The sequence below is a fragment of the Streptomyces asiaticus genome (genome assembly GCF_018138715.1).
Classification (GTDB): Bacteria; Actinomycetota; Actinomycetes; order Streptomycetales; family Streptomycetaceae; genus Streptomyces; species Streptomyces asiaticus.
This window is the reverse complement of the sequence record NZ_JAGSHX010000006.1, coordinates 9,309,510-9,332,075: the sequence shown is the minus strand read 5'-3', so window position 1 is coordinate 9,332,075 and position 22,566 is coordinate 9,309,510. Positions and strand designations below refer to the sequence as shown.

Here is a 22,566-nt window from a genome sequence, read left to right as displayed (position 1 = left end):
ACGACATGACGTCTTCGAGGAAGGATCGCGCCTCCGCCCTGCCCGAGGAGCTGCGGGAGGCGCTGCGCCGCCGCCTCGCGGGCAAGGCCGGGCGCGCCGACGCCATTCCCCGCGCGGACCGCGCGCGGCCGCTGCCGCTGTCCTTCGCCCAGGAGCGGCTGTGGTTCCTGCACACCCTCCAGCCGGAGGAGGCGGGGTACAACAGCGCGCTGGCGCTGCGGCTGACCGGCGCCCTGGACGTGACGGCGCTCTCCCGGGCGCTTGATGCCCTGGTGGAGCGCCATGAGGCGCTGCGGACCACGTTCGACGACCTCGACGGCCGGCCCGTCCAGGTGGTGCGCCCGGCCGCGCCCGTACCGCTGCCGGTGGCCGATCTGACCGGTGAGGACGGGAACGCGGAGGCGCTGGACCGGCTGCTGCTGGCCGAGTACGCCCGGCCGTTCGAGCTGCGGACCGGTCCGGCGCTGCGGGCGCTGCTGATCCGCCTGGCGGAGGACGCGCACGTACTGCTGCTCACGGCCCATCACATCGTCACCGACGGCTGGTCGATGGGGGTGTTGCAGGACGAGCTGTGCGCGCTCTACGACGCCGGGCCCGGCGCGGACCCGCTGCCCCCGGTGCCGGTGCAGTACCCGGACTTCGCCGTGTGGCAGCGGGAGCGGCTCTCGGGGGCCGCCCTGGACCGCCAGCTCGACTACTGGAAGGGGCGGCTGGACGGCGTCGTCCCGCTGGAGCTGCCCACCGACCGGCCCCGGCCCGCCGCGCCCACCTCGGCGGGGGCGATCCACGAGTTCACGGTGGGTCGCGCCACCGCGGACCGGCTGCGGGCGCTCGCGGCGCACGAGCGCACCACGCTGTTCACGGCGCTGGTCGCCGCCTGCCAGGGGCTGTTCGCCCGCTGGTCGGGGCAGGACGACATCGCCATCGGCACCGTCACCTCCGGCCGTGGCCGCACCGAACTCGAGCGCGCCGTCGGCTTCTTCGTCAATACGGTGGTGCTGCGCTCCGCGGTGGACACGGCCCGTTCCTACCGCGAGCTGCTGGCCGACGCCGGGGCCACGGTGCTGGACGCCTTCGCCCATGACGAGGCGCCGTACCAGCGGCTGGTGGAGGCCGTGGGGGCGCGCCGGGAGGCGGGCCGCAATCCGCTGTTCGATGTGATGGTGCTGCTGCACAGCGCCCCGAGGAGCGCGCCCCGGCTGTCCGGTCTGGCCGCGACGAGCGTGGCCGTGCCCCGGCGGTCGGCCACCTTCGACCTCAGCGTCGAGTTCGTCGAGGACGGGGAGGAGCTGCGGGGGCTGCTGGAGTACAGCACCGAGCTGTTCGATCGGGCGACCGCCGAGCGGATGGCGGGGCATCTGCTGGTGCTGCTGGACGGGGTGGCCGCCGAACCGGACCGGCCGGTGCGCGAGCTGCGCCTGCTCACGGACGGGGAGCGGCGGCGGATGACGGCCGCCGGGCACGGCCCGGCGCTCGCGGTCGAACCGGCCACGTTCCCGGCCGTGTTCGAGGCGGCGGCGGCCCGTACCCCGGAAGCCACGGCGCTGGTGGCCTCCGACGCCGGCTACGACTTCGCGGAGCTGAACGCGGCCGCCAACCGGCTGGCGCACCATCTGATCGCCCAGGGCGTCGGCCCGGAGCGCGTCGTCGGGGTGAAGCTGCCCCGGACCTCCGACATGATCGTGGCGATCCTGGGTGTGCTCAAGGCGGGCGGGGTCTATCTGCCCATCGATCCCGAACTCCCCGCCGAGCGCGTCGCGTTCCTCCTGTCCGACGCCGAGCCCGCGCTGGTGCTCGACGAGGCCGCCCTGCGCGCCGTCCCCGACACGCTGCCGGTGGCGAACCCCACGGATGCGGACCGGACCGCCGCACTGCACCCCGACAGCGCCGCCTACGTCCTGTACACCTCGGGCTCCACCGGCCGCCCCAAGGGGGTGGCCGTGGAGCACCGGTCGCTGGTCAATCTGCTGGTCGGCCACCGCGAGGGCTTTGTGGCCGAGGCGGGCGGCGGGCCGCTGCGGGTGGCGCTGACCGCGTCGTTCTCCTTCGACACCTCGCTGGAGGGGTTGCTGCTGCTGGCCGACGGCCATGAGCTGCACCTCATCGACGAAGCCACCCGGCTCGACCCGGCCGCGCTCGTGGCGCGCGTCGCCGAGCACCGTATCGACTTCCTCGACCTCACCCCCTCGTATCTGCGGCAGCTCCTCCCGGCCGGGCTGCTGGACCACCCCCGGCACCGGCCGCGGGTGCTGATGCTGGGCGGCGAGGCGATGGGTTCGTCGCTGTGGCGGCGGCTGGCGGACACGCCGGGGACGACGGCGTACAACTTCTACGGTCCGACCGAGTGCACCATCGACGCGCTCGCGGCCCGGATCGGCGGTGCGGGGCGCCCGGTGGTGGGCCGCCCGCTGGGCAATCTGCGCGCCCATGTGCTCGACTCCCGGCTCCAGCCGGTGCCGGTGGGGGTGGCGGGTGAGCTGTATCTGGCGGGTGAGCAGGTGGCCCGGGGGTACCGGGGCCGTCCGGGGCTGACCGCGTCCCGCTTCGTGGCCGATCCGTACGGGCCCGCCGGGAGCCGGATGTACCGCACCGGGGACCTGGCCCGCTGGACCGCGGACGGGGAGCTGGACTACCTCGGCCGGGCCGACGACCAGGTGAAGATCCGTGGCCACCGGATCGAACCGGGCGAGATCGAGGCGGCGTTGCTCGATCTGCCGGCCGTCGCCGAGGCGGCCGTCGTCGCCGTGACCGACGACCGCGGCCACGCCCGGCTGGCCGCCTACTACGTGCCCGCGCCCGGTGGTGAGCCGCCCGCCCCCGGTGAGTTGCGCGCGGCCCTCGGGCGGACCCTGCCCGGCCATATGGTCCCCGGTGCCTTTGTCGCACTCGACGCCATGCCGCTCAACACCAGCGGCAAGCTGCACCGCCGGGCGCTGCCCGCGCCACGGCTGGAGGCGGACCGGCCGGAGCGGGACACCACCGCGCCGCGCACCGGGGCGGAGCAGGAGCTGGCGGGGATCTGGGCCGAGGTGCTGGGCGCCCGGACGGTGGGGGTGAACGACAACTTCTTCGAGCTGGGCGGCGATTCGATCCTCAGCATCCAGATCGTCTCCCGGGCCCGCCAGGCCGGACTCGCGCTCACCTCACGGGATGTCTTCCTGCACCAGACCATCGCCGAGCTGGCCGCCGCCGTGGCACCGCGCAGCGCGCCCGAAGCCGCCCCGGACGAACCGGGTGCGCAGGGCCCGGCGCCGCTCACCCCGATCCAGCACTGGTTCTTCGCCACCCACGGCCCGCTGCGCCACTTCACCATGTCGATGGTCCTCGAGCTGCCGTCCGACCTGGACGAGGGCGCGCTGGAGGCCGCGCTGGACGCCGTGGTCGCGCACCACCCGGCCCTGCGTACCCGGTTCTTCCAGGGTGACGACGGCGGATGGCGGCAGCTCGCGGACGGCGCGCCGGGCGGGCCGGTACTGCGCCGCCACGAGCTGTCCGGGCTCGGTGGCGCGGAGGAGACGGCCGCGGCCGAGGCGGCGGCCGAGGCCGCCCGCGCCGAACTCGACCTGACCACGGGGGCGTTGCTGCGGGGCGCCCTGCTCCGGCGCGGGGCCGGGGCCCGGCCGCGGCTGTTCCTCACCGTGCACCACCTGGCCGTGGACAGCGTCTCGTGGCGCATTCTGCTGGGCGATCTGGAGAGCGCCTACCGGCAGGCCGCCGCCGGGGAGCCGGTGCGCCTGGAGCCCGCCTCCACCCCCTTCACCACCTGGGCCCATCGGCTGGGCGAGCGGGTACGGGAGGGCGAGCTGGACGCCGATCTCCCGTACTGGGAGGGCGTACGGCGGGCGGGTGGCGCGGACCTTCCGGTGGACCGTCCCGGTACGGCCACCGCCGGGTCCACCCACACCGTGCGCGTGACGCTGGACCGCGAGGTCACCGACGGGCTGCTGCGCCGGGTGCCCGGGGTGTACCGGACGCAGATCAACGATGTGCTCCTCGCCGCGCTGGGGCGGGTGCTCGCCGGGTGGACGGGTGAGGACCGGGTGCTGGTGGCCATGGAGGGCCATGGCCGCGAGGAGCTGGACGCGGCCGTCGATCTGTCCCGGACCGTGGGCTGGTTCACCACGCAGTACCCGGTGGCGCTGACGCTGCCCGGGGACGGCTGGGGCGCGGTGCTGAAGTCGGTGAAGGAGCAGCTGCGCGCGGTGCCGCACCGGGGGCTGAGCCATGAGGCGCTGGCGTATCTGAGCGCCCCTGGCTCCCCCGCGCGGGCGCTCGCCGACGGGCCGCCGCCGGGCATCTGCTTCAACTACCACGGCCAGTGGGGATCGGGCGGGGACGGCGGCGCCTTCACGCTCACCGGGGAGAGCCTGGGGCGGGATCTGGCCGCCGACGAGCCGTCGGTGTATCCGCTCGATGTGTCCGCCGTGGTGGCGGACGGTGAGCTGGAGCTGACCTGGCTGTACTCCGACCGGGTCCACGACACGGCCACGGTGCGGGGGCTCGCGGACGGGATGCTCACGGCACTGCGGGAGATCGTGGCGCACTGCGACGGACCGGACGCGGGCGGCCGTACCCCCTCCGACTTCCCGCTGGCCCGGCTGGACCAGGCCGCCGTCGACCGGCTGGCGGGCGACGGGCGGGAGATCGAGGACGTCTATCCGCTGACGCCGCTTCAGGAGGGGATGCTCTTCCACCGGCTGGTCGGCGGCGAGGAGGACGTCTACCTCGACCAGGCCACGCTGATCCTGGACGGGGTGGGCGACCCGGAGGCGTTCGCCCGCGCCTGGCAGGAGACGGTGGACCGCACACCGGTGCTCCGTACCGGCGTCGTCTGGGAGGGCGTCGAGCGGCCGCTCCAGATCGTCCGCCACCGGGCCGAGGTGCCCGTGACCCAGCTGGACTGGCGCGGGCTGCCGGAGGAGCGGCGCGAGGCCGCGCTGGAGCGGTTCCGGGCCGAGGACCTGGCCCGGGGCGTCGATCTGACCGCGCCGCCGCTGATGCGGCTGGCCATCGCCCGGCTGACCGACGCCCGGGTGGCGCTGATGTGGACCTCGCACCATCTGGTCCTGGACGGCTGGAGCCTGGCGCAGGTGTTCACCGAGGTGTGCGAGCGGTACACCGCGGCCGCCCAGGGCCGCGCTCCGGCGCTCCCCGCCCGCCGCCCGTTCCGCGACTATCTGGAGTGGCTGGACGGGCGGGACGGACAGGAGGCCGAGCGCCACTGGCGGGACGCGCTCGCGGGCTTCACCGCCCCGACCCCGCTCCCCGCCGACCGCAAGGCCGTGGAGTCCCACCGGGCCCGGTCCTCGGCGACCGTGGCGGTGTCGCTCACCCCCGAGGTGTCGGAGGAGCTGCGCCGGACGGCCCGCGGCGGCGGCCTGACCGTCAACACGATCGTGCAGGGCGCCTGGGCGCTGCTGCTCTCCCGGTACGGCGGTGAGGAGGACGTGGTCTTCGGCACCACCGTCTCGGGCCGTCCGGCGGAGCTGGCGGGGGTCGAGTCGATGGTGGGGATGTTCATCAACACCCTGCCGACCCGGGTGCGGGTGGACGCCGCCCGGAACACCGGGGACTGGCTGCGGGACCTCCAGATGGCGCAGTCCGCGTCCCGGCGCCATGAGTCCGTCTCGCTGGCGCAGGTGGCGGGCTGGAGCGAGATTCCGGCCGGGACCTCGCTCTTCGATTCGATGGTGGCCTTCGAGAACTACCCCTTTGACGACTCCTCGGCACGCGAGGCGGGCCTGCGGATCATCGAGGTCCGCTCGATCGACGCCACCAACTTCGGCCTGAGTCTGCGGGCCCATCTCTCCGACCGGCTGGGCTTCGACCTCGGCTATGACCCGGGGCTGTTCGACGCCCGGACCGCGGCCGCGCTCGCCGACCGGCTGTGTCTGCTGCTCACCGCGATCGCGGCCGACCCCGACCGTCCGCTGCGGGCGCTTCCGTGGACCACCGCGGAGGAGCGGCGGCGGATCCTGGTGGAGTGGGGCGGCGGCGCGGCCCCTGAGGCGTCGGAGCGGACGCTGGTGGACCTGTTCGAGGAGCAGGCCGCCCGCACCCCCGGGGCCACGGCCGTCTCCTGCGCCGGGGATTCGCTGTCGTACGCCGAACTCGACGCGCGGGCGGGCCGGTTGGCACATCGGCTGATGGCCGAGGGGGCCGGGCGGGAGCGGTATGTGGCGCTGGCGCTGCCCCGTTCGCCGGAGATGATCGTGGCGATCGTGGCGGTGCTGAAGACGGGGGCGGCCTATCTGCCCCTCGACCCCGACCAGCCGTCCGGCCGGATCGCCCGGATGCTCGCCGACGCCGAACCGGTGGCCCTGCTGACCACCGCGGCCTTCGCGGCACGGCTGGGCGGGGACGACGACGCGGACACCTGTGTGACCCGGCTGTGCCTGGACGACCCGGCCCTGATCGCCGATCTGGAGGGCCGGCCCGCCGCCCTCCCGGCCGGTTCCGGGCCGCTGCCGGAGAGCCCCGCCTACGCCATCTACACCTCCGGGTCCACGGGCCTGCCCAAGGGAGTGGTGACCCCGCACTCCAATGTGGTCCGGCTGTTCTCCCGGACCCGGGAGTGGTTCTCGTACGACGCGAGCGATGTGTGGACGCTGTTCCACAGCTACGCCTTCGACTTCTCGGTCTGGGAGATCTGGGGGCCGCTGCTGCACGGCGGCCGGCTCGTGGTGGTCCCGTACGCCGTCTCCCGCTCCCCCGAGGAGTTCCTGCGGCTGCTGGCGGACGAGGGGGTGACGGTGCTCAGCCAGACGCCGTCCGCCTTCCAGGGGCTGATACGCGCCGACGAGGAGCACCCGGGTGCTCAACTCGCCCTGCGCCGGGTGGTGTTCGGCGGTGAGACGCTCGACGCGCGGCGGCTGGCGGGCTGGTACGCGCGGCATCCGGACACCGCGCCGGTGCTGGTCAACATGTACGGGATCACCGAGACCACCGTCCATGTCACCTACGCCCCGCTCGACCGCGCGGCAACGTCCGTCGCGGCGAGCGCCATCGGCACCGGCATCCCCGATCTGCGGGTGTATGTGCTGGACGAGGCGCTGGAGCCGGTGCCGCCGGGTGCGGTCGGCGAACTGTATGTGGCGGGGGCCGGGCTCGCCCGGGGCTATCTGCGCCGCCCGGGCCTGACCGCGTCCCGCTTCGTGGCCGATCCGTACGGGCCCGCCGGGAGCCGGATGTACCGCACCGGCGACCGGGCCCGGTGGAGCGCGGACGGCGAGCTGGAGTACCTGGGCCGCGCCGACGACCAGGTGAAGATCCGCGGTTTCCGGATCGAGCCAGGGGAGATCGAGGCCGCGCTGGCCGCCCATTCGGGGGTCGGCGACGCGGTGGTGACCGTACGGGAGGACCAGCCCGGGGTGCGGCGGCTGGTGGCCTATGTGGTGGCCGCCGGTTCGGCCGCGCCACCACAGGCCGGTGAGTTCCGGGAGTTCCTCCAGCGCTCGCTGCCCGCGCAGATGATCCCGGCGGCGTTCGTGGCGCTGGCCGCGCTGCCGCTGACCGCCAACGGCAAGCTGGACCGGCGCGCACTGCCCGCGCCCGGCCTCGACGGCTTCGCGGCGAGCGCCGAGCGGATCGCCCCGCGCACCGAGGCCGAGCGCACGGTGGCGCGGGTGTGGGCCGAGGTGCTCCCGGTCGAGGAGGCCGGGGCGACGGACGACTTCTTCGCCCTGGGCGGCGATTCGATCCTGGCCATCCGGGTGGCCTCCCGGCTGCGGACGGCCTTCGGCACCGAGGTCACGCCGCGCGCGCTGTTCACCCACACCACCGTGGCCGAACTCGCCGCCGCGCTGGGCGCGCCGAAGGGCGACGGGGCGGCGAAGGAGAGCCGGGCGGGCGACATCATCCCGGCCGTACCACGGGACGGGGAGCTGCCGCTGTCGTATCCGCAGGCGCGGCTGTGGTTCCTGGACTCCTTCGACGGCGGCGGCACGGAGTATGTGACGCCGTTCGCGCTGCGGCTGCGCGGCCGTCTGGACACCGCCGCGCTGCGCACCGCCCTGGACGCCCTGGTGGCCCGGCACGAGCCGCTGCGCACCACCTTCGCCGAGGTGGACGGCCGCGGGGTGCAGCGGGTGCACGACCCGTACCCGGTGGCGCTGCCGGTGCACGACCTCACCGCCCGTCCCGTGGCCGAGCGCGAGCGGGAGCTGGAGCGGCTGCTGGAGCGGGAGGGTGCCACCCCCTTCGATCTGCGCACCGGGCCGCTGCTGCGGGCGTCCCTGATCCGGCTGGACGACGAGGAGCACGTGCTCACCCTGACGATGCACCACATCGTCACGGACGGCTGGTCCACGGCCGTCATCAGCGCGGATCTGAGCGAGCTGTACGGCGCGGCGGTCCTGGCGCGGCGGCCCGCGCTCGCCCCGCTGCCGCTGGGCTACGCCGACTACGCGGCGTGGCAGCGTGATCCGCTCGGCGGCGCGGCGCGGATGGAGCCGCAGCTGGAGTACTGGCGGACGCGGCTGGCGGATCTGGCGCCGCTGGAGCTGCCGACCGACCGTCCGCGGCCGGCCGTGCAGACCAAGAATGGGGCGCTGCTGGAGTTCACCCTGCCCGCCGCGCTGGTGGAGCGGCTGCGCGCGGCCGGGCGGCGGCGCGACTCCACCCTCTTCATGACGCTCCTCGCCACCTGCCAGGTGCTGCTGGCCCGCTGGTCGGGGCAGGAGGACATCGCGGTGGGCACCGTGACCTCGGGACGGGAGCGGCCCGAGCTGGAGCACCTGGTCGGGATGTTCGTGAACACTCTGGTGCTGCGCACCGGCGTGGCGGCCGACGAGTCGTTCGAGGAGCTGCTCACCCGGGTACGGGGCACCGTGCTGGACGCCTTCGCCCATCAGGACGTGCCGTTCGAGCGGATCGTGGACGCGCTCCAGCCGGAGCGGGACACCAGCCGCACCCCGCTCTTCCAGGTCATGGTGGCGCTGCACAACCTGGGCGCCGAGGTGCCCGACCTGCCCGGTCTCACCGTGGAGGCGGTACGGGTGCCGGGCCGGACCGCCGGTTTCGACCTGGGCTTCGACTTCGTGGCGGGCCCCGGCGGTCTGACCGGCTTCGTGGAGTACAACACCGATCTGTTCGACGCGACCACCGTGGAGCGGATGGCCCGTCAGCTGCGGCTGCTGCTGGAAGCGGTGGCGGAGGACCCCGGGCTCCGGGTGGGCGCACTGCCGCTGCTGACCGCCGGGGAGCGGCGGACGGTGCTGGAGGAGTGGAACGACACCGCGTTCGCGGTGCCGGACACCACCTTCCCCCGGCTCTTCGAGGAGCAGGCCGCCGGTGCCCCGGGCGCCACCGCGCTGGTGGCCTCGGACGCCACCTATGACTTCGCGGGGCTGAACGCGGCCGCCAACCGGCTGGCCCACCATCTGATCGCCCAGGGCGTGGGCCCGGAGAGGGTGGTCGCGGTCAGGCTTCCGCGCACCGCCGAGCTGATGGTGGCCCTGCTCGCGGTCCTCAAGGCGGGCGGTACGCAGCTGTACGTGGACCCGGGGCTGCCCGCCGAACGCGCCCGGTTCCTGCTGGAGGACGCGGCGCCCGAGGTCGTCCTCACCCCGGAGGTCCTGCGCGACGCGCGCCTCGACGGACTGCCGGACACCGATCCCACCGACGCGGACCGGACGACCCCGCTGCTGCCCGGGCACACCGCGTACATCACCTACACCTCGGGATCCACCGGCCGCCCCAAGGGTGTCGCCGTCGAACACCGTCAGCTGGTCAACCTCTGCCTCGACCACCGGGCCGGGCTCATCGCGCCGCACCAGGCCGAGGCGGGCCGTCCGCTGCGCTCGGCGCTGACCGCCGCGTTCTCCTTCGACACCTCCTGGGAGGGCGCGGTGTTCCTGGCCTCGGGCCAGGAGGTGCACCTGGTGGACGACGCGGTACGGCTGGACCCGGCCGCGCTCGTGGCCCTGGTCGAGGACCGTGGCCTGGACTTCCTCGACGTCACCCCGTCGTATCTCCATGAGCTGATGGCGGCCGGGCTGTTCGCCGGGGACCGGCACCGCCCCCGGATCGTCATGGTGGGCGGCGAGGCCCTGGGGGCGGGGCTGTGGCGGGAGCTGCGCGCGGTGCCGGGCGTGGCGGCGTACAACTTCTACGGGCCCACCGAATGCGCCGTGGACGCGGTCTACGGCGACCTGGCCGGTCTCGGTGACCGTCCGCTCATCGGACGCCCCGGCCGCAATCTGCGGGCGTACGTCCTGAACGGCGCGCTGCGGCCGGTGCCGCCCGGCGTCCCCGGTGAGCTCCATCTGGCCGGGGCCCAGGTCGCCCGCGGCTATCTGCGCCGACCCGGGCTCACCTCGGCGCATTTCGTCGTCGATCCGTACGGCCCGCCCGGCAGCCGGATGTACCGCACCGGCGACCGGGCGCGCTGGACGGCGGACGGGACGCTGGAGTTCCTGGGCCGCGCCGACGAACAGCTCAAGATCCGTGGGTTCCGGATCGAGCCCGGCGAGATCGAAGCCGCGCTGCTGGACCATCCGGCGGTCCAGGAGGCGGTGGTGGTGGCCCGCGAGGACACCGGCCACCGGCGGCTGGTGGCCTATCTGGTGACCTGTTCCGACGACTCGGCCGACGCCCCCGATCCGGTGGAGCTGCGCGCCCTGCTCAAGCGCACCCTGCCCGACTACATGGTCCCGGCCGCCTTCGTGACACTGGACCGGATGCCCCGCACCGACAGCGGCAAGGTGGACCGGCGCGCGCTGCCCGCTCCCCCGGACCGCCCGGAGCAGGGCTCGCCGTATGTGGCGCCCCGGACCCCGGCCGAGAGGGTCCTGGCGGGCGTGTGGGCCGAGGTGCTGGGCGTCCCGGAGGTGGGGGTGGAGGACAACTTCTTCGCCCTGGGCGGCGATTCCATCCTCAGCATCCAGATCGTCTCCCGCGCCCGCCAGGCCGGGCTGACGCTCACCTCCAAGGATGTCTTCCGCCACCAGACCATCGCGGAGCTCGCGCTGAGCGTCGAGACGGCCCGGCGGGGGCCGCTCGCCGAACCGGCCGGGGCGGTGGCCGGACCGGCGCCGCTGACGCCCATCCAGCACTGGTACCTGGACGGGCGGCGGCCCGGCGACCGGCACCACTTCACCATGAGCCACCGGCTGGAGCTCACCGGCGACCTCGACGAGGCCGCCCTGCGGCAGGCGGTGGACGCCCTGGTGGCACACCACGCCGCGCTGCGCACCCGCTTCCTGGTGGTCGACGGGCAGTGGCGGCAGGAGGTCCTGTCCACCGCCCCCGGCGGTGTCCTGGAGCGGCACGACCTGTCCGGTCTGGACGACGCGGCACGCGCCGAAGCCGTACGGAACGCCACGGTCGCGGCCCAGACGGGGCTGGACATCGCCGAGGGGGCCGTACTGCGGGCGCTGCTGTTCACCTTCGACCCCGGGCAGCCGCCCGAGTTGCTGCTCACCGCCCACCATCTGGTGGTGGACGGCGTCTCCTGGCGGGTCCTGCTCGGCGATCTGGAGACCGCCTACCGCGGCGCCGCCGCCGGTGGCGCGCCCACCCTGCCCCCGGCGAGCAGCGCCTTCACCCAGTGGGCCGCCCGGCTGGCGGACCATGTGCGCTCCGGCGGGCTCGACGGCGACCTGGAGTACTGGACGGGCGTGGCGCGCTCCGCGCCCGCCGCGCTCCCCGTCGACCGCGAGGGCCCCAACACCCATGAGACGGCGGCCACGGTGACCACGGTCCTCGGGCGTGCCGAGACCGAGGCGCTGCTGCGCCAGGTCCCCGGTGTCTACCGGACGCGGATCAACGACGTGCTGCTCGCCGCGCTCGGCCGGAGCCTGGCGCGCTGGACCGGCGGGGACACGGTGCTGATCGGCGTGGAGGGGCACGGCCGCGAGGATCTCTTCGAGGACCTGGATCTCTCCCGTACGGTCGGCTGGTTCACCGCCGAGTACCCGCTCGCGCTGGCCGTCGACGCCGGGGCGGGATGGCGCGAGACCCTACGGTCCGTCAAGGAGCAGCTGCGGGCCGTTCCGCATCACGGGCTCGGCCACGGAGCGCTGCGCCATCTGGCCGCCGAGGGCTCCCCGGCCGGGGAACTGCGGGGCGGTCCGTCGCCGCAGATCGTCTTCAACTACCACGGCCAGTGGGACGTGGCCGCGGCCGGCGAAAGCACCCCGGGCCTGTACCGCGCGGCCCTCCCCGTGACCGGCCGGGACGCCGCGCCCGGGGAGACCCGCCCATGTCTGCTGGAGGTCACAGGCGCGGTCCAGGACGGCCGTCTTGAGCTGGGCTGGAGCTATCCGGCCCGGATGTACGACGAGGCCACCGTGCGCCGGGTCGCGGAGGACTGCCTGGCCGCGCTGAAGGAGATCGTCGCGCACTGCGCCGAGCCCGGCGCGGGCGGGCGCACCCCGTCCGACTTCCCGCTCGCCCGACTCGGCCGGCGGCAGGTGGATCTGATCGCCGGTGACGGCGGCGCGGTGGAGGACGTGTATCCGCTGACCCCGCTCCAGGCGGGCATGCTCTTCCACGGCCTCGTGGACAGCGGTGCCACCGGTGGCGCCTACTTCGACCAGATCGCCCTCCGGATCGGCGGGATCGCCGACCCGGACGCGTTCGCGGCCGCCTGGCAGCGGGTGGTGGACCGTACGCCGGTGTTGCGCAGCTCCGTCCGCTGGGAGGGTCTGGCCGAGCCGGTCCAGGTCGTCCACCGCCGGGCCGACCTGCCCACCGTCCGGCTGGACTGGCGGGAGTTGACGCCGTCCGCGCGGGAGGAGGCGCTGCGGCGGCTGCTGGCCGAGGACCGCGCCGCCGGGATGGAGCTGACCTCGGCCCCGCTGAGCCGGATCGCGGTGGCCTGGCTGCCCGATGACGAGGTCATACTGGTGTGGACCTCGCACCATCTGATGCTCGACGGCTGGAGCACCGGCCAGGTCTTCGCCGAGGTGTGCGAGACCTACGCGGCCCTCGTGGCCGGGCGCTCACCCCGGCCGCCCGCCCGCCGGGCCTTCCGGGACTTCCTGCGCTGGCTGCGTGAGCAGGACCAGGAGCGTGCGGAGCGGCATTGGCGCGAGGTGCTGGCGGGGTTCGGCACCCGCACACCGCTGCCGTACGACCGGCCGCCGCGGGAGGCGCATCGCACCACCTCGACCGCGCTGACCCGGCTGGAGCTGACCGAGGAGGTGTCCGCCCGGCTGCGGAAGACCGCGCGCGGCGGCGGGCTGACGGTCAACACGGTGGTGCAGGGCGCGTGGGCGCTGCTGCTGTCGCGGTACGGCGGTGTGCGCGACGTGGTGTTCGGTACCACCGTCTCGGGCCGTCCCGAGGGGCTGCCGGGCGTGGAGACGATGGTCGGCATGTTCATCAACACGGTCCCCACCCGGGCGGTGGCCGAGGGCGGCCGTGAGGTCGTGGCGTGGCTGCGGGAGCTCCAGGAACAGCAGAGCGAGTCCCGCCGCTTCGACTTCGTCGCCCTTCCCCGGATCCAGGCCCTCAGCGCGGTCCCGGCCGGTGAGGCGCTCTTCGACAGCATGGTGGTGTTCGAGAACTACCCCTTCGACGAGGCGTCGGCGGCCGGTGCCGGGATCCGGGTGCGGGAGGTGCGGGCCGAGGACTCCACCAGTTTCCCGCTGTGTCTGCGCGCCTACCTCGGCGACCGGCTGGGCTTCGACCTCGCCTACGATCCGGCGCTGTTCGACGCGGCCACGGTGGAGCGGGCGGCGGCCCATCTGGAGACGCTGCTGACCGGGATCGCGGACGGCGCCGGGCGGTCGCTGGACGAGCTGCCGCTGCTGACGGAGGCGGAGCGCCTGAAGGCGGCCGGTGAGTGGAATGCCACCGCCCGGCCGCTGCCGGAGGGTTCGCTCGCGGAGCTGTTCGCCGAGCGGGTCCGCCGGGACCCGGACGCCGTCGCCGTCACCGACGGCGCCACCGCGCTCAGCTATGCCCGACTCGACGAGTGGGCAGGGCGGTTGGCGGGGCATCTGCTGCGGTCCGGGGTGCGTCCCGAGGACCGGGTGGCGCTGCTCATGGACCGGTCGGTTGAGCTGGTCGTGGCCCAGCTGGCGGTGGTCAGGGCCGGTGGGGTGTACGTACCGGTGGACGCCCGCGCCCCGCGCGACCGGCGGCGGACGCTGCTGGACCAGGCGGGCGCCGCGGTCGTGCTGACACCGGAGGAGGTGGCCGCCGCCCGGGAGGGCGAGCCGGCGGCGCCCGCGGTGCCGGTGCACCGGGACCAGCTGGCGTATGTGATGTTCACCTCCGGGTCGACCGGTGTGCCGAAGGCCGTGGGGGTGCGCCATCGCGATGTGGTGGCGCTCGCCCTGGACCGTGCCTTCGGCGGTGGCGGGCATGAGCGGGTGCCGCTGCACTCGCCGGTGGCGTTCGACGCCGCCACCTACGAGATGTGGGTGCCGCTGCTGAACGGTGGCCGGGTGGTGGTGACATCGGGCGAGCTGGACGCCGCCGCGGTGCGCCGCCTGGTGGCCGAGCACGCGGTGACCGGGCTCTGGCTGACCGCCGGGCTGTTCCGGCTGCTGGCGCATGACGCGCCGGACTGCTTCACCGGCCTGCGCGAGGTGTGGACCGGCGGCGATGTGGTGCCCGCGGCCTCGGTGCGCCGGGTGCTGGAGCGCTGCCCCGGGCTGACCGTGGTGGACGGCTACGGGCCGACCGAGACCACGACCTTCGCCACGTACTTCCCGATGTCCCGCGCCGAGGAGGTGCCCGAGGTGGTGCCGATCGGCCGGCCGCTGGACAACATGCGGGTCCATGTCCTGGACCCCAGGATGCGAATCGTGCCGCCGGGTGTGGTCGGCGAGCTCTTCGTCGCCGGTGAGGGGGTGGCGCGTGGCTACCTCGGCCGGCCAGGACCGACCGCCGCGGCGTTCCTCCCCGATCCGTATGGGCCGGCCGGGGAGCGGATGTACCGCACCGGCGATCTGGCGCGGCGACGCCCGGACGGCACGGTGGAGTTCCTCGGCCGCGCCGATGACCAGGTCAAGGTCCGTGGCTTCCGGATCGAGCCGGGCGAGGTGGAGGGGGTGCTGGCCGGGCATCCCGAGGTGGCGGATGTCGCGGTGGTGGCCCGCGCGGACGGTCCCGGTGGCAAGCGGCTGGTGGCCTATGTGGTGGCCGCCTGCGACACCCCGGTGGAGGGCGACCTGCTGCGGGCGTACGCGGCCGAGCGGCTGCCGGACTACATGGTGCCGTCCGCCGTCGTCCCGCTGGACGCGCTGCCGCTCGGCCCCACCGGGAAGCTGGACCGCGCGGCGCTGCCCGCACCCGCCCCGGACACCCGCCGCACGCCCTACCGGGCGCCGCGCGAGGGGTTCGAGCAGGCCGTGGCGGCGGTCTGGGCCGAGGTGCTGGAGGTCGAACGCGTCGGCGCCGGGGACAACTTCTTCGAGCTCGGCGGCGACTCGATCCTCTCCATCCGGCTCACCTCACGGCTGCGGGAGGTGCTCGGGGTGGAGCCGTCGCCCCGCCTGGTGTTCACCCATCCGACCGTCGCCGCCCTGGCCGAGGCGCTCGGCGGCGCGGAGGGCCGCGGTACGGACCGGCCCGCCCCGATCACACCGGTGGCCCGGGACGGCGAGCTGCCGCTGTCCTATCCGCAGCAGCGGCTGTGGTTCCTGGACTCCTTCGCCCCCGACAGCGCCGAGTACATCACCCCGCTGGCGCTGCGGATGCGGGGAGCCCTCGATGTGGACGCGCTCAGCGCGGCGCTGACCGCGCTGGTGGCCCGGCACGAGTCGCTGCGGACCACCTTCGACGCGGTGGACGGCCGCGGGGTGCAGATCGTGCACGACCCCCGGGAGATCCGGCTCGATCCGTACGATCTGTCCCATCTCCCCGCCGCCGAGCGGGAGGTGGAACTGCGGGAGCTGCTGGCGTACGAACGGGCGCGCCCATTCGATCTGCGGCGCGGCCCGCTGCTGCGCACCGGGCTGATCCGGCTCGGCGCCCAGGAGCACATGCTGAGCCTGACGCTGCACCACATCATCACGGACGGCTGGTCCACCGGTGTGCTCACCGGCGATCTGCGGGAGCTGTACCGGGCGGCGCTGAGCGGTGAGCCCGCGGCGCTGCCCCCGCTCCCGGTGAGTTACGCGGACTTCGCCGCCTGGCAGCGGACCGAACTCACCGCCCCGCGCGCGGATGAGGAACTGGCCTACTGGACACGGCAGTTGGCCGATGTGCCGGCGCTGGAGGTGCCCACCGACCGGCCCCGCCCGGCGGTGCGGACGAAGAGCGGCGCCGCCGTGGAGTTCGCGGTGCCCGCCGGGGTGAGCTCGCGCCTGAAGGAGTTCGGGCAGGCGCGGGGCACCACCCTGTTCATGACGCTGGTGGCGGCGGCCCAGATCCTGCTGGCGCGGCTGTCGGGCGGGCGGGACATCGCGGTGGGCACCGTCACCTCGGGGCGGGAGCGCCCCGAGGTGGAGCGGCTGATCGGCTTCTTCGTCAACACCCTGGTGCTGCGCTCCACCGTCGATCCGCACGCCCGCTTCGGCGACTTCCTGGCCGAGGTGCGCGGCACCGTCCTGGACGCCTTCGCCCATCAGGCAGTGCCGTTCGAGCGGGTGGTGGACGAGGTGCGGCCGGTGCGTGACACCAGCCGGACACCGCTGTTCCAGGCGATGGTGGTGCTCCAGAACGCCCCGGGGCAGGCGCTGGAGCTACCCGGTCTGGAGCTGGCGGACGTGGAACTCGACACCCGGACCGCCGCCTTCGACCTCACCTTCGAGTTCGCCGAGGCCGAGGAGGGTCTGCTGCGCGGGCTGATCGGCTACAGCACCGATCTGTTCGACGCCTCGACGGTGGAGCGGATGGGCACGGCCCTGCGGACGCTGCTCGCCGGGATCGCCGAGGATCCGGAGCGGCCGGTGGGCGCGCTGCCGCTGACCACCCCGGCCGAGCTGCGGCGCACCCTGGTCGAGTGGAACGACACCCGTCTGGAGGTGGAGCCGGCCACGCTGCGCGAGCTGTTCGAACGGCAGGTGGCCGTCTCGCCGGACGCCACCGCCGTGCGGTACGGGAAGGGCGATCTCACCTTCGCCGAGCTGGAGGTGGCCGCGAACCGGCTGGCACACCGGCTGATCGGCCGGGGCGTGGGGCCGGAGCGGCTGGTGGCGCTGGTGCTGCCGCGTTCGGTGGAGATGCTGGTGGCGCAGCTGGCCGTGGCGAAGGCGGGTGGTGCGTTCCTGCCGGTCGACCCCGGCTATCCGAAGGAGCGGGTGGCGTTCATGCTGCGGGACGCCGCGCCCTCGGTGGTGCTCGACGAGGCGGCCTCGGTGTGGGCCGAGGAGGGCCCCGCCGGGCCACCGCCCCGCCGTGGCCTGACGCCGGACCATCCGGCGTATGTCATCTACACCTCCGGCTCCACCGGTGTGCCCAAGGCGGTCGTGGTCACCCATGCCGGGCTGGCCGGTTTCTCGGCCGCCGCGGCCGCGCACTACGACGTGCGGGCCGGGGACCGGGTGCTCCAGTTCTCCTCGCCCAGCTTCGACGCCTCCGTCCTGGAGCTGTGTGTCTCGCTGCCCCGTGGCGCGGCGCTGGTGATCGGCGACGAGGGCCCGCTGCTGGGCGAGCGGCTGGCCGAGGTGCTCGGCGGGCAGCGGATCACCCATGCGCTGATCCCCCCGGCCGCGCTGGCCACCATGGAGGAGGCGGACCGGCGGACGGGGCTGCCGGATCTGCGGACCCTGATCGTCGGCGCCGACGCCTGCTCCGCGGAGCTGGTGGACCGCTGGGCGCCGGGGCGCCGGATGGTCAACTCCTACGGCCCGACCGAGGCCACGGTGGTGAGCACCTGGTCCGGGCCGCTGACCGCCGGGTCGGGGGTGCCGCCGATCGGCCGGCCGATCCCGAACACCCGGGTCTACGTACTGGACGAGGCGCTGCGCCCGGTGCCGGTGGGCGTGGCCGGGGAGCTGTATGTGGCGGGCACGGGTCTGGCGCGGGGGTACCTCGGCCGTCCGGGGCTGACCGCCGCGCGGTTCGTGGCCGATCCGTTCGGCCCGGCGGGCGGCCGGATGTACCGCACCGGCGATGTGGTGCGGTGGACCGGCGACGGTGAGCTCGTATTCCTGGGCCGGGCCGACGACCAGGTCAAGGTGCGGGGCTTCCGGATCGAGCTCGGCGAGGTGGAGAGCGCGCTGCGGCGCAGCCCTGAGGTGCGGGAAGCGGTGGTCGCCGTACGGGAGACCGCCCCGACACCGGAGCAGCCCTCCGGTGGGAAGCGCCTGGTGGGCTATGTGGTCCCGGCGCCGGGCACCTCGCCGACCGCCGCCTCGCTGCGCGACGTCCTGGGGCGGACCCTTCCGTCCCATATGGTGCCGTCGGCGTTCGCCACCCTGGATGCCCTTCCGCTCACGGCCAACGGCAAGGTGGACCGCCGGGCTCTGCCCGACCCGGACCCGGCGCCCGTCACCTCCGGTGCGGGCCATGTGGCCCCGCGCACCCCGATGGAGCGCCGGATCGCGGACATCTGGGCCGATGTGCTCGGCCTGGAACGGGTGGGCGTGGAGGACAACTTCTTCGAGCTCGGCGGGGACTCCATCCTCAGCATCCAGGTGGTCTCCCGCGTCCGGCAGGCCGGGCTGCGGCTGACCACCAAGGACCTGTTCACCCATCAGACGGTGGCGGGGCTCGCCACCGTGGCCACGACCGAGCGGGACGAGGGCCGTGCGGAGCCGGTGACCGGGGCGCTTCCGCTCACCCCGATCCAGCGCTGGTTCTTCGCCACCCACACCGTGAATCCGCGCCACTTCAACCAGTCCACGCTGCTGGAGCTGCACCAGGAGCCGGACGAGAAGGCGCTGGAGGGGGCGCTGGCCGCGCTCCTGGTCCACCATGACGCGCTGCGCACCCGGTTCACCGAGCACGGCGGCGAGTGGCACGGCCACGTCCCGGAGCCGGATGGCGACGGCGCCGTCCTGGACCGCCACGACCTGTCCGGTCTGCCGGCCCGGGAGGCGGACGCGGCGATGGAGAAGGCGGCCGACGCGCTCCACGCGGGCTTCGACCTGGGCCGGGGGCCGCTGCTGCGGGCCGCGCTGTTCCGCTTCGGCGAGGCCCGGCGGCCGTTCCTCTTCCTGACCGCGCACCACCTGGTCATCGACGGGGTGTCCTGGCGGATCCTGCTGGACGACCTGGACATCGCCTATCAGCAGGGCGTGCGGGGCGAACCGGTGGACCTCGGCACCAAGACCACCGCCTTCCGCGACTGGGCGCGGCGGCTCGCGGAGCATGTCGCCGAGGGCGGCCTGGACCACGAGGCCGACCACTGGTGCGAGGCCCTCGACGCCCGGCCGCTGCCGGTCGACCATCAGGTGGCCACGCCCGGGCCCGAGATCGGTACGGTGCCGGTCGAGCTCGACGAGCGGGACACCGAGGCGCTGCTGCGCTCGGCGCCCACGGCCTATCGCACCCGCATCAACGATGTGCTGCTCGCCGCCCTCGCGCTGGCGCTGTCCCGCTGGACGGGCCAGGAGCGGGTGTCGGTGGAGCTCGAGGGCCATGGCCGCGAGGACGTCCTGGACGGTGTCGATCTCTCCCGTACGGTGGGCTGGTTCACCACCATGTATCCGGTCTCCTTCGAGCTGCCGGACCTCCCCGACGGCGGGCCGGCCGACTGGCGGGGGCTGGTCAAGTCGGTGCGGCGGCGGCTGCGGACCGTCCCCGGCAACGGCTTCGGCTTCGGTGCGCTGCGCGCCTTCGGCCCACCCGGGCTGCGCGAGCGGCTGTCCCGGCACGGCGACGGGCCGCAGATCGTGTTCAACTACCTGGGCCAGTGGGACGCCCGGTCGGCCGAGTCCCAGGGCGGTCTGGTCCACGCCGAGCACGGCTCGTTCGGCCAGGACCACGATCCGCGCGAGGGCGGTTCCCATCTGCTGGAGGTGGTGGGCGCGGTGCAGGACGGCCGGCTCGGCTTCACCTGGCGCTACCGCCCCGATGTGCACGAGAGGGCGACCGTGGAGGCGGTGGCCGGGGACTTCGCGGAGGCGCTGCGCCGGATCGCCGGGGACTGCCGGGGCACCGTATGACCGCGGCCCCGCCGGTGTCGCCGCCGGTTCCGCTCTCGCGCAACCGGGACTACCGGCTGCTGTGGGGCAGTCAGGCGCTCTCGGAGTTCGGCTTCCACACGGCGCTGATCGCGTTTCCGCTGCTGGTCCTCGCGCTCACCGGCTCGGGTGCCGCCTCCGGTCTGGTCATGGGCACCATCGCCGCCGCGCAGATGGTGGCCGGGCTCCCGGCGGGTGTCCTGGTGGACCGCTACGACCGCAAGGCCATCATGCTGGGCTGTGAGGCGGCCCAGGCGGTCTCCGCCATCAGTCTGGTGGCCGCCGTGTGGGCCGGTGCGGCCACCGTCTGGCACATGGTCGTCGTGGCGGCGGTGTCCGGGGCGAGCGCGGCGCTCTTCGAACCGGCGGAGAGCGCTTCGCTGCCCGCACTGGTGGCGGACGAGCATCTGCCCACGGCGGTGGCGATGAACACGGCACGGGCCTCGATGGGGCAGCTGGCGGGCACCGCGACCGGCGGGTTCCTGTTCGCCGTGGGGCGGTTCGTGCCCTTCCTGGTGGACGCCGTGACACATACGCTCTCCTTCGTCGCGCTGCTCTTCGTCCGGCTGCCCCGGCGCGAGCGGTCCGCCGCTGGGGTGGGCCCCCTGGGCCGGGAGGCGCTGGCCGGGCTGCGGTGGGTGTGGCGGGAGCGCCGGATCCGGGTCACGGTGGTGTGCGCGGTGGTGCTCAACCTGTTCTTCAGCGCCTTCTACCTCGTCGTCATCGTGCTCGCCGAGTCCCGGGGCGTGCCCTCCGGGGAGGTCGGCGTGATGGCCGCCATGCTCGGGGTGGGCGGGGTGGCGGGCGCGCTGCTGGCGCCCGTACTGCACCGTCGGCTGGGCCCGTACGGCGGCATCATCGCGGTGTTCTGGGCGCTGGCCGTGCTCGCCCCGGTCACCGTGCTGATGGACAGCGGCTATCTCATCGGGGTGCTGTTCGCGCTGATGGCGCTGTTCCCGCCCACGGCGAACACCGCCATCATGACCGACCAGCTGCTGCGCACCCCCGACGAGCTGCGCGGCAGGCTCACCAGCACACTCGTCCTGGCCTGCGGTGCCGCGGGCGCGGCGGGTCCCGCGCTGGGCGGATCGCTCGCCCAGGCCCTGCCGGGCGACCGGGCGATCCTGCTCTGCTCGGCGGGGATGGCCGCCGCGGCCGTCCTGGCCACCGTCAGCCCGACCCTGCGCACGCTGTCCCGCCGCCATGAGGCCGGGCGGCCGGCCGACTGACCCTCATCCGACACCTCACCGGCCATTTCCGATCCGACCGATCATCGACAGGAGAGAACGACCATGGACGACAACGCCCGCTACCAGGTGCTGCGCAACGACGAGGACCAGTACTCGCTGTGGCCCGCCGACCTCGAGGTGCCCGAGGGCTGGCACACCGTCGGCAAGGAGGGCACCAAGGACGAGTGCTCCGCCTACGTCGACGAGGTGTGGACCGACATGCGGCCGCGCAGCCTGCGCGAACGCATGGACAACGCGGCCTCCTGACCGGGGCCTGGTGACGCGGCGCGGCCGGCGCGTGATGGCGCCGGCCGCACCGGGCCCCTCAACTTCCCCATGCGATCACGCGGTTACCATCCTTGGGACAGTCGGCCGCGGCGTGAGGGATCGCGCCCGGATACGGAGGAGAACACCACGTGACCGCGCAAGGGGTGGCATCCCAGACCGGAAGCGGGCCGGAGCCCCCCAACTCCCCCCTCAACCAGGGGCGACCGCACAGCGCCCGGATGTACGACTACTTCCTGGGCGGCAAGGACAACTACGTCGCCGACCGTGAGGCCGCGGCCAAGGTGCTCACCCTGTGGCCGGGTGTCATGATCGCCGCCCGGACCAACCGGGCCTGGATGCACCGCGCGATCCGGTTCCTCGCCGCCGATCGGGGCATCCGCCAGTTCCTCGACATCGGCACCGGCATTCCCACCCGGCCGAATCTGCACGAGGTCGCCCAGGGCATCGCCCCGGAGTCCCGGGTCGTCTACGTGGACAACGACCCCATCGTCCTCGCCCATGCCCAGGCCCTGCTCAAGAGCCACCCCGAGGGCCGCACCGCCTATGTGCACGGGGACGTCACCGAGCCCGAGGCCATCCTCGCCTCGCCCGACCTCACCGAGGTGCTGGACCTCTCCCAGCCGGTCGCGCTGAGCCTCGTCTCGCTCCTGCACTTCGTCCCCGACGAGTGGGGCCCGTACGACCTCGTCCAGCGGCTGGTCGACGCGCTCGTCCCCGGCTCCTTCCTGGTGCTGAGCCACATCACCCCGGACTTCGACCCCGAGGCCACCCAGAAGACCGTGCAGGTCTACCACAGCGGTGGCATCCAGGGGAAAATCCGCACCAGGGACGAGGTGGAGCGCTTCTTCACCGGTCTGGAGCTGGTCGAACCGGGCCTGGAGGTGCCGCACCGCTGGCGCGCCGACCTGGCCGAAAGGGACTCCCATGTGGAGACCGGCGATGTGACCGACGAAGAGGTGTCCTTCTGGGCGGGCGTCGCGCAGAAGTCCTGACCCGGGGTCTTCCGGACGGGGTTCAGGGAC

The 22,566-nt window shown here is 74.2% G+C and carries 4 protein-coding genes; all 4 read left to right on the top strand.

The window, feature by feature from the left end; genetic code table 11:
• Positions 1-5 precede the first annotated feature (5 nt).
• The 4 genes from KHP12_RS46895 to KHP12_RS46880 all read left to right on the top strand — a co-directional run bounded on the left by KHP12_RS46895 (position 6) and on the right by KHP12_RS46880 (position 22,536).
• Positions 6-20,009, top strand: coding sequence for a non-ribosomal peptide synthase/polyketide synthase (locus KHP12_RS46895; protein WP_211834640.1), 20,004 nt, complete (start codon positions 6-8; stop codon positions 20,007-20,009).
• The gene (locus tag KHP12_RS46890) at positions 20,006-21,256 is read left to right on the top strand and encodes an MFS transporter (protein ID WP_211834639.1); all 1,251 of its coding nucleotides are present in this window, start codon (positions 20,006-20,008) and stop codon (positions 21,254-21,256) included. Before KHP12_RS46895 ends, KHP12_RS46890 begins: the two co-directional genes overlap by 4 nt.
• 63 nt (positions 21,257-21,319) lie before the next feature.
• Positions 21,320-21,523 carry an MbtH family protein gene (locus KHP12_RS46885; protein ID WP_037953954.1) on the top strand — a complete coding sequence of 68 codons (204 nt, stop codon included), beginning with the start codon at positions 21,320-21,322 and terminating at the stop codon, positions 21,521-21,523.
• Positions 21,524-21,672: 149 nt separating this feature from the next.
• Positions 21,673-22,536 carry an SAM-dependent methyltransferase gene (locus tag KHP12_RS46880; protein ID WP_211834638.1) on the top strand — a complete coding sequence of 288 codons (864 nt, stop codon included), beginning with the start codon at positions 21,673-21,675 and terminating at the stop codon, positions 22,534-22,536.
• Positions 22,537-22,566 lie beyond the last annotated feature (30 nt).